Genomic DNA, 5,840 nt, shown 5'->3' on the forward strand with positions numbered 1-5,840 from the left:
TGGCTCGAGCCCGCCGTTGAAACCCTGACCGACACAACGGAATTTCCACTCGCCCTGACGGCGATAGAACTCACCGAGGATCAGCGCGGTTTCCTTCATGCCGCTGGTCGGGATCTGCGCTTCAACGCCACCCGAGACCACCACCGACAGCTGCGAGACGCGCTCGAAGCTGGCTTTGTTCTCGTAGATCGTGGCAGTCAGCGCGACCTTTTCCACGGCCGGTTCGAGACGGCTCAGATCAACGTTGAACACCGCGCGCCCCGCCGAGGAATCCGCCAGGGTCACGGCACCGCCGAGCACGCTCGGCTGACCGTAAAAGCACATGTCGCCATCGCCGCGAACCTTTGCCGTGGTTCCCAGAACGAAGGCCGAGACATCAATGTCCGCGCCCGGAATGGGCGAGTAATTGATGTCGACGCGAAGCGGGCCGCTGGCAACTGGCGCGTTGCCGCCCGGAGCAAGGCTGGCCATTAGCGCAGCGCCTGAGTGGCCAGGTTGATCAGGTCATCGGCGGTGCGGCCATGGGTGGACTCGCCGATAGCGGTGAACTTCCAGTCATTGTTGTCGCGCGACAGGCTCGCCATGACGATGCCGGTGTGAGCGCCACGCTCGGACAGGTTGAAGCGCGCCAGCTCGGTTTTGTTGCCGGCATTGATGATGCGGCAGTAGGCGTTTTCAACTTTTTCGAAGTTCTGGCCAGTGAAGCTGTTCACGGTGAACACCAGATGCTGGACCACCGCTGGCAGGCGCTGCAGGTCAACATGGATGGTTTCGTCGTCACCGGCGCCTTCGCCAGTGCGGTTGTCACCGGAGTGCTGGATCGAGCCGTCCTGGGACTTGAGCTGACGGAACCAGACCAGATCGACAGGCTTGAGGCTGGCGTCGAGCAGGATGCACGAAGCATCGAGGTCGATGTCACCGCCGCCGCCCATCAGTTTGCCGAGAAAACCGGCCTTTACCGGATCCCAACCCAGGCCGAGGCTGACGCTGGACAACGCAGTGCCGGCAGTTTTTTCCAGGGAAATGGACTGTTTTTTACTCAGGGTAAGTGCCATCGTTACGCTCCTTGTTGGTCATCGGTGTTCATGGAGCGATCAGGTTTGCCCGCCCCATGCAGGTCGGTGTGCGCATCACGCACGCCCGGATTACTAGCTTTGCTCACCCGCAGACGGCCACGTCGCCACGTCGGGTGAAAGTGCCGCCAGTGCGCATCTTCAGCCGCTGCCAGCAACTCGTGATCGCCGCGGGTATCGCCCCAGGCGCGGATCCGGAACTGCAGCAAGCTGCCGTAAACCGCTTCGAGCCTGAGAACCTTGTTTTCGCATCGGCAGTTGTTGCCGGTGATGTGTCCGGTCAGTACGCCGTCCACCACTTCCAGTTCCGTACCGATCAACTTCACGCCCAGACGGTCGGCGAAAGGCTGCAATACCAGCGCAGGCGAGGCGGAACACAGGGTCACTACAGCTCCGGATTTGAGTTCGGCCTCAATGGCCAGCAACCCTGACGGGCGCATCAGGCGCGGCCAGGCCTGCGCGCAATAACTCGCGGCGTGCTGTTGCAGCCACTCAAGCTTCACGCCCGAGAGAAACGTGCGGATCAGTTGCGCCTTGAGTTCGTCACGGCTCATCCGCCGGGCGACGAACCGCAGGCTGGGCAAGGCCAGCCGAAGCAGGCGACGATTGAACTCGCGCTTGCCGAAGGCGAACTTCAGGAACGGCACAAAACTGTCGTGCCGGGTCAGCGTGCCGTCGAAATCGAACACCGCCAAAACCGGCCGTGGCGGTGCTCCAGGGCTGTCGATCTGTTCTATCATCCTGACACCTCCGCCAGACGAATCGCGCTTTCACCGACACCGACTTCCGCCTGACGGATGCCGTGCCACTGCGCGCGTTCAAGGATTTTCACTGCCCACCGGTAGTGTGTAGCAGGCTCGCACATCGCGTCGTTGTGGCGGAATACGGCCGGGGCCACGTCGCTGACGATCAGCTTGGCGCTGTTGAAGTCTTCAAGGCTGACGCGCAACGTGTCCTGAATGATCTCGATCTGGCTCGGGTGAATCGCCGTCTTGCCAACCAGGCCATGGGCGATATCGAGTTCCAGTTCTTCCTTGAGCAGATGCGGCGATGCCAACTGCTCGAACACCGGCGCGGTCAATGCAAAGCCCTGCGAGCCCATGACGCCGGCCAGCATCGGGATCACGTACCCCATCGGCGTGCTGTACAGCGTGGTGGTCGGATTACGCCGAAGACCGAGGCTGCCCATCAAGTCGTTGCCGCCAATGCGCAAGGCGATGATGCGCTGATTGAGGCTGGCCTTGAGTGCCTGCCCCAATTCGACCATGGCCGTGGGATTGAATACGTCGGTGGTTTCCAGCGTCGGCATCAGGAACAACGCCGGATTGGTCACGGCCTGCTCCCAGGCGCCAAGATTGGCCAGGGTCAGTTTCGGGATGACGAAGCCATCGACGTGCGCCATCAGCGGCCAGTCGTTGAGTACCGCCGCCATCTCCGAGTCGCGCGGCCGCACGAACAGCAACGGGCCGTCTTCGGGACGACCGCCGCGCTGATCGATGACCGTCAACAGGCCATGCAGGTTGGCCAGCGCCGTCGCGATATCAATATCGGCAACCGCGTCTTCCAGGCACACCACCAGCGAGCGCAGCTCCGGCAGCTTGTTGCGGAACACCACATCGAGCAGGTCAGCGCGGGTGGCCGGCATGTAGAGGGTGGCGCCGAGGGCATAGGGAGAAAGGGTTTTCATCAGCCCAGGCTCCTGATGATCGTCACGGCGCGGTAAGGCCCCAACTGTGCACCGACCTCTTCCACCGGTACGCCGGCCGCTTCGGTCAAATGCATGAGCAATTGCACGTCGCTGTCGTTGCGGTTGCGGATCAACACGTGGTGCGGAACGCGGCGCAGCACGGCGCGCGTCGCTTCGGCGATGCCTGGCTTGACCCGGTTGAGGTTGGTTATCTGAAAACGTGCTGCCAGTGATTCAACGACATGGGTCGCCGCGCCCTGCAGTTCGCGACGTTGTTCTTCACTCCACGGCGTGGCTTTAGCAACGTCGCCCAAGGCTTTGCGCTGCACTTCGATGTGCTCGATGAACGCTTGCGTCACGTCGTGCTCGCGCAGGTGGTCGTACACCACGCAGCCGTGCAGTCCGCCGTTTTCCGGCCAGATCGAGCGAGACACCAGACCGGAGACGGTCGCCCCGAGGATGCCGGACGGAATCACCCAGTCCTCGGCAGACGCCGCCATCCATGCGCGACCGCACGGGTCCGCCAGCACGACCAGGCGCGGCAGTTTCGGGAAACGCGCGTCATCGCCGAGGCTGCGCTGGATTTCACCGCAGATCGCGCCCTTGCCGGTCCAGCCATCGACAAAGATGATGTTCTCGGCGCCATGGGCCTCGATGATGGCTTCCAGCGCCACAGTATCGATACCCCGATCACGGACGATGCTGATGCCGTAATGATAGGTTTCGCGGCCCATCTCGATCAGCGCGCGACGCAGCAGCACACCCAGCGGCAGACCGGCGCGCACGAACGACACCAGGACAATCGACGGGCCGTTGCAGGCTTCGTTCAAACCCAGCGCCAAGGCTTGCACATCGGCGGCCATGCGCGCGCCGTTTTGCGCCAGGACTCGCTCGTAAAGCGCCTTGTGAATATCGCTGGGCGCACTTTCCAGGCTGATCATTTCGGAATAGTGCTTCTGCTTCGTTTGAATCAGGCGCTCTTTTTCCTCGACGTCGGTCACGTCCATCTGCACGGCTTGCAGCAGGAAGTGCACGTCATCCGACGCGTAGCTCGCGCTGCCCACCGTCACCAGGCTGGAGATGGCCTTACTCATGAACCGATGCCTCTACGCGTTTGGCCAACTGGCTGCGCGTCGGGGTCACCCACCAGTGACACTCTTGCATGAATGCCAGGTCGGTAATGCTGTCGCCGAAGCCGAGCAGCGGACGCTCGCCGTTGGCTTCGCGATCACGGCGCAACCATTCCTGCACCGCCGCCTGCTTGGACAGGCCCTGAGGCAGGAAGGCCAGATTGTTGCTGTTGGCGTGAACGTGCATGCCCTCGAGCAAGCCCTGGGACTGAACTTCCGCCAGCACGGCGTTGAGCACTTCGTCACTGCTTTCGTTGTGTTTGGTCACCACATAGTGGCGCAGGCCCTCTTCTTCGACCACCCAGCCACGCAACGAGATACCGAGCTGCTTGCCGATGGCGAGTGTCGCTTCGCTCAGCTCCGGCAGACGGCTTTGATAGGCCGCAAGGATATCGCTCATGCGCGCCTGCCAGGCCTGATCAAGCTTGCCGTCGGCACCAAGAATCACCCCGCCATGGGAGCAAATCGCGCCCTGCCGGAAAGGCAACCGGACGCGGCTGAACGCTTCCACGCTGCGCGCCGTGACCGGGACCACGTCGGTGGTTGCCAGCAGCCACTCGGCCATCGATTTCTGCACCGGGCTCATGTAGCCGTTGGGCTGACCGTCGACATCCAGGGTCGCTGTGTGGCGCGGTGTACCTTCGGGCATCTTGCGCGCGGTCTGAAACAACGTGTCGTCGAGATCGACCAACGCCAGCGGGCGATTACTTTGCATCAACGATCACCTGCGCATTCAGTGTTTTCAACAGTTCGGCAGACACCGCCTGCTGCGGGGTTTCCGAGCAGATCAGCACCCGATCGAACTGACCCGGACGGACGTTGTAGAGGAAATTGGCAATGCCCAGCCCGTAGTTGTCGGCAAACGACAAGGCATGCTCGATCGCATGGCCCAGGGCAATCGGCGAGCGGCTGGTCGAACTGAAATGCACATCGGCACCCGCGCGCTCCAGGCGTTCGGCCAGCAGGAACGGACGCCAGACAAACTCGCTGGTACCCACCACCAGAATTTTCTCACCAGGCTCTACGTGAAGCCCAGGCGCCAGGGTATCGGCGACGCTGCGCACACCCAGACGGCCCCAGTCGTTGTCCGCATTTACCGGCCAATCACCGGCGGCGATGGTGCCCACGGCTGGCATGTCCGGCAGCGGCGCATCGGTGTCTTCAAAAAATTCATACGAGCCTTTCAGCAGCGACACCTGGTGCACGCTATCGCCCAGTGCCTCGCGCACGGCGCCGCCGGACCAGTCGGTCAGCACGCAAGTCACGACCTGCTCGACTTTATCCAAACCGGCATCGACCAGCGCGCGATGCAGATTGATGAACGTCTTGCCCGTCGAGGCTTCGTCATCGACCAGCACCAACGAGCGCGCATTGAGCATCTGCTCCCGCACTTGGGCATCAACCGGCAAGTGAATCAGGTGCGCGCTGGCGTGGCTGTGTTCCTCTTCGAAACGGGTGAACAACTCGGTGCCCGTGGGATGACGGGTGCTGACCATGTACACCGTATCAGGCCGGGTGGCGCTGTAGGCGCGGTGCACACCGGCACCGAGGCCGACAGCGGTTTCAGCCATGCCGATGACCAGCACAGGGCCTGGCAAGTCAGCCGGAATTTCTGCCGCCAGGCTTTCAAAACTGGCGACCATTACCGATGGACGCACAGGAATGTGTCGTCCGAGTACTTTGGAGACGAACAGGAATGCCCGCTTCGGATTACGACGCTCGGCGAAGCCGAACAGTGAGTCGGGGGCAATGACAGCATCATTAACGTTGACGTCGAGACGCCCGCGCATCAGTTGTGCGCTCAGCGCTTGCGTTGCTGCATTTGATTCCATTAACAATTTCCTGCCTTGGCACTGAACCGAAGATCCAGTGCCTCTTCCGTAAGTTTGCAATTCAAAGATGAATCAGAGATTTGTGGCTTTCACCCGCCACATCGAAGCTTGTGCTTCG

The 5,840-nt window shown here is 61.8% G+C and carries 7 protein-coding genes; all 7 read right to left on the bottom strand.

The features are described from left to right. On the bottom strand, positions 1 to 471 hold a 471-nt coding region (locus PMI37_RS03160; protein WP_008077952.1), incomplete at its 3' end, for a TerD family protein. Beyond that, positions 471 to 1,055, bottom strand: coding sequence for a TerD family protein (locus PMI37_RS03165; protein ID WP_008077954.1), 585 nt, complete (start codon positions 1,053 to 1,055; stop codon positions 471 to 473). The genes PMI37_RS03165 and PMI37_RS03160, both read right to left, overlap by 1 nt. Before the next feature lie 2 nt (positions 1,056 to 1,057). Then, positions 1,058 to 1,813 carry an HAD family hydrolase gene (locus PMI37_RS03170; protein WP_008077956.1) on the bottom strand — a complete coding sequence of 252 codons (756 nt, stop codon included), beginning with the start codon at positions 1,811 to 1,813 and terminating at the stop codon, positions 1,058 to 1,060. Further along, the gene (locus tag PMI37_RS03175; RefSeq protein WP_008077958.1) at positions 1,810 to 2,760 is read right to left on the bottom strand and encodes an HpcH/HpaI aldolase/citrate lyase family protein; all 951 of its coding nucleotides are present in this window, start codon (positions 2,758 to 2,760) and stop codon (positions 1,810 to 1,812) included. The genes PMI37_RS03170 and PMI37_RS03175 overlap by 4 nt, the downstream gene beginning before the upstream one ends. Beyond that, on the bottom strand, positions 2,760 to 3,854 hold the full coding sequence (locus PMI37_RS03180) for a cysteine protease StiP family protein (RefSeq protein ID WP_008077960.1): 1,095 nt from the start codon (positions 3,852 to 3,854) through the stop codon (positions 2,760 to 2,762). Before PMI37_RS03180 ends, PMI37_RS03175 begins: the two co-directional genes overlap by 1 nt. After that, on the bottom strand, positions 3,847 to 4,605 hold the full coding sequence (locus PMI37_RS03185) for a hypothetical protein (RefSeq protein WP_008077962.1): 759 nt from the start codon (positions 4,603 to 4,605) through the stop codon (positions 3,847 to 3,849). Before PMI37_RS03185 ends, PMI37_RS03180 begins: the two co-directional genes overlap by 8 nt. Further along, complete coding sequence (locus PMI37_RS03190) at positions 4,595 to 5,722, bottom strand: phosphoribosyltransferase domain-containing protein (protein WP_008077964.1); 1,128 nt, start codon at positions 5,720 to 5,722, stop codon at positions 4,595 to 4,597. Before PMI37_RS03190 ends, PMI37_RS03185 begins: the two co-directional genes overlap by 11 nt. Positions 5,723 to 5,840 lie beyond the last annotated feature (118 nt).

Source organism: Pseudomonas sp. GM80, from assembly GCF_000282515.1.
Lineage (GTDB): Bacteria > Pseudomonadota > Gammaproteobacteria > Pseudomonadales > Pseudomonadaceae > Aquipseudomonas.

Excerpts from the sequence above, each read along its gene's own strand:
- PMI37_RS03190 (WP_008077964.1), bottom strand. The coding sequence starts at position 5,722 with ATGGAATCAAATGCAGCAACGCAAGCGCTGAGCGCACAACTGATGCGC.
- PMI37_RS03185 (WP_008077962.1), bottom strand. The coding sequence starts at position 4,605 with ATGCAAAGTAATCGCCCGCTGGCGTTGGTCGATCTCGACGACACGTTG.
- PMI37_RS03175 (WP_008077958.1), bottom strand. The coding sequence starts at position 2,760 with ATGAAAACCCTTTCTCCCTATGCCCTCGGCGCCACCCTCTACATGCCG.
- PMI37_RS03170 (WP_008077956.1), bottom strand. The coding sequence starts at position 1,813 with ATGATAGAACAGATCGACAGCCCTGGAGCACCGCCACGGCCGGTTTTG.
- PMI37_RS03165 (WP_008077954.1), bottom strand. The coding sequence starts at position 1,055 with ATGGCACTTACCCTGAGTAAAAAACAGTCCATTTCCCTGGAAAAAACT.
- PMI37_RS03180 (WP_008077960.1), bottom strand. The coding sequence starts at position 3,854 with ATGAGTAAGGCCATCTCCAGCCTGGTGACGGTGGGCAGCGCGAGCTAC.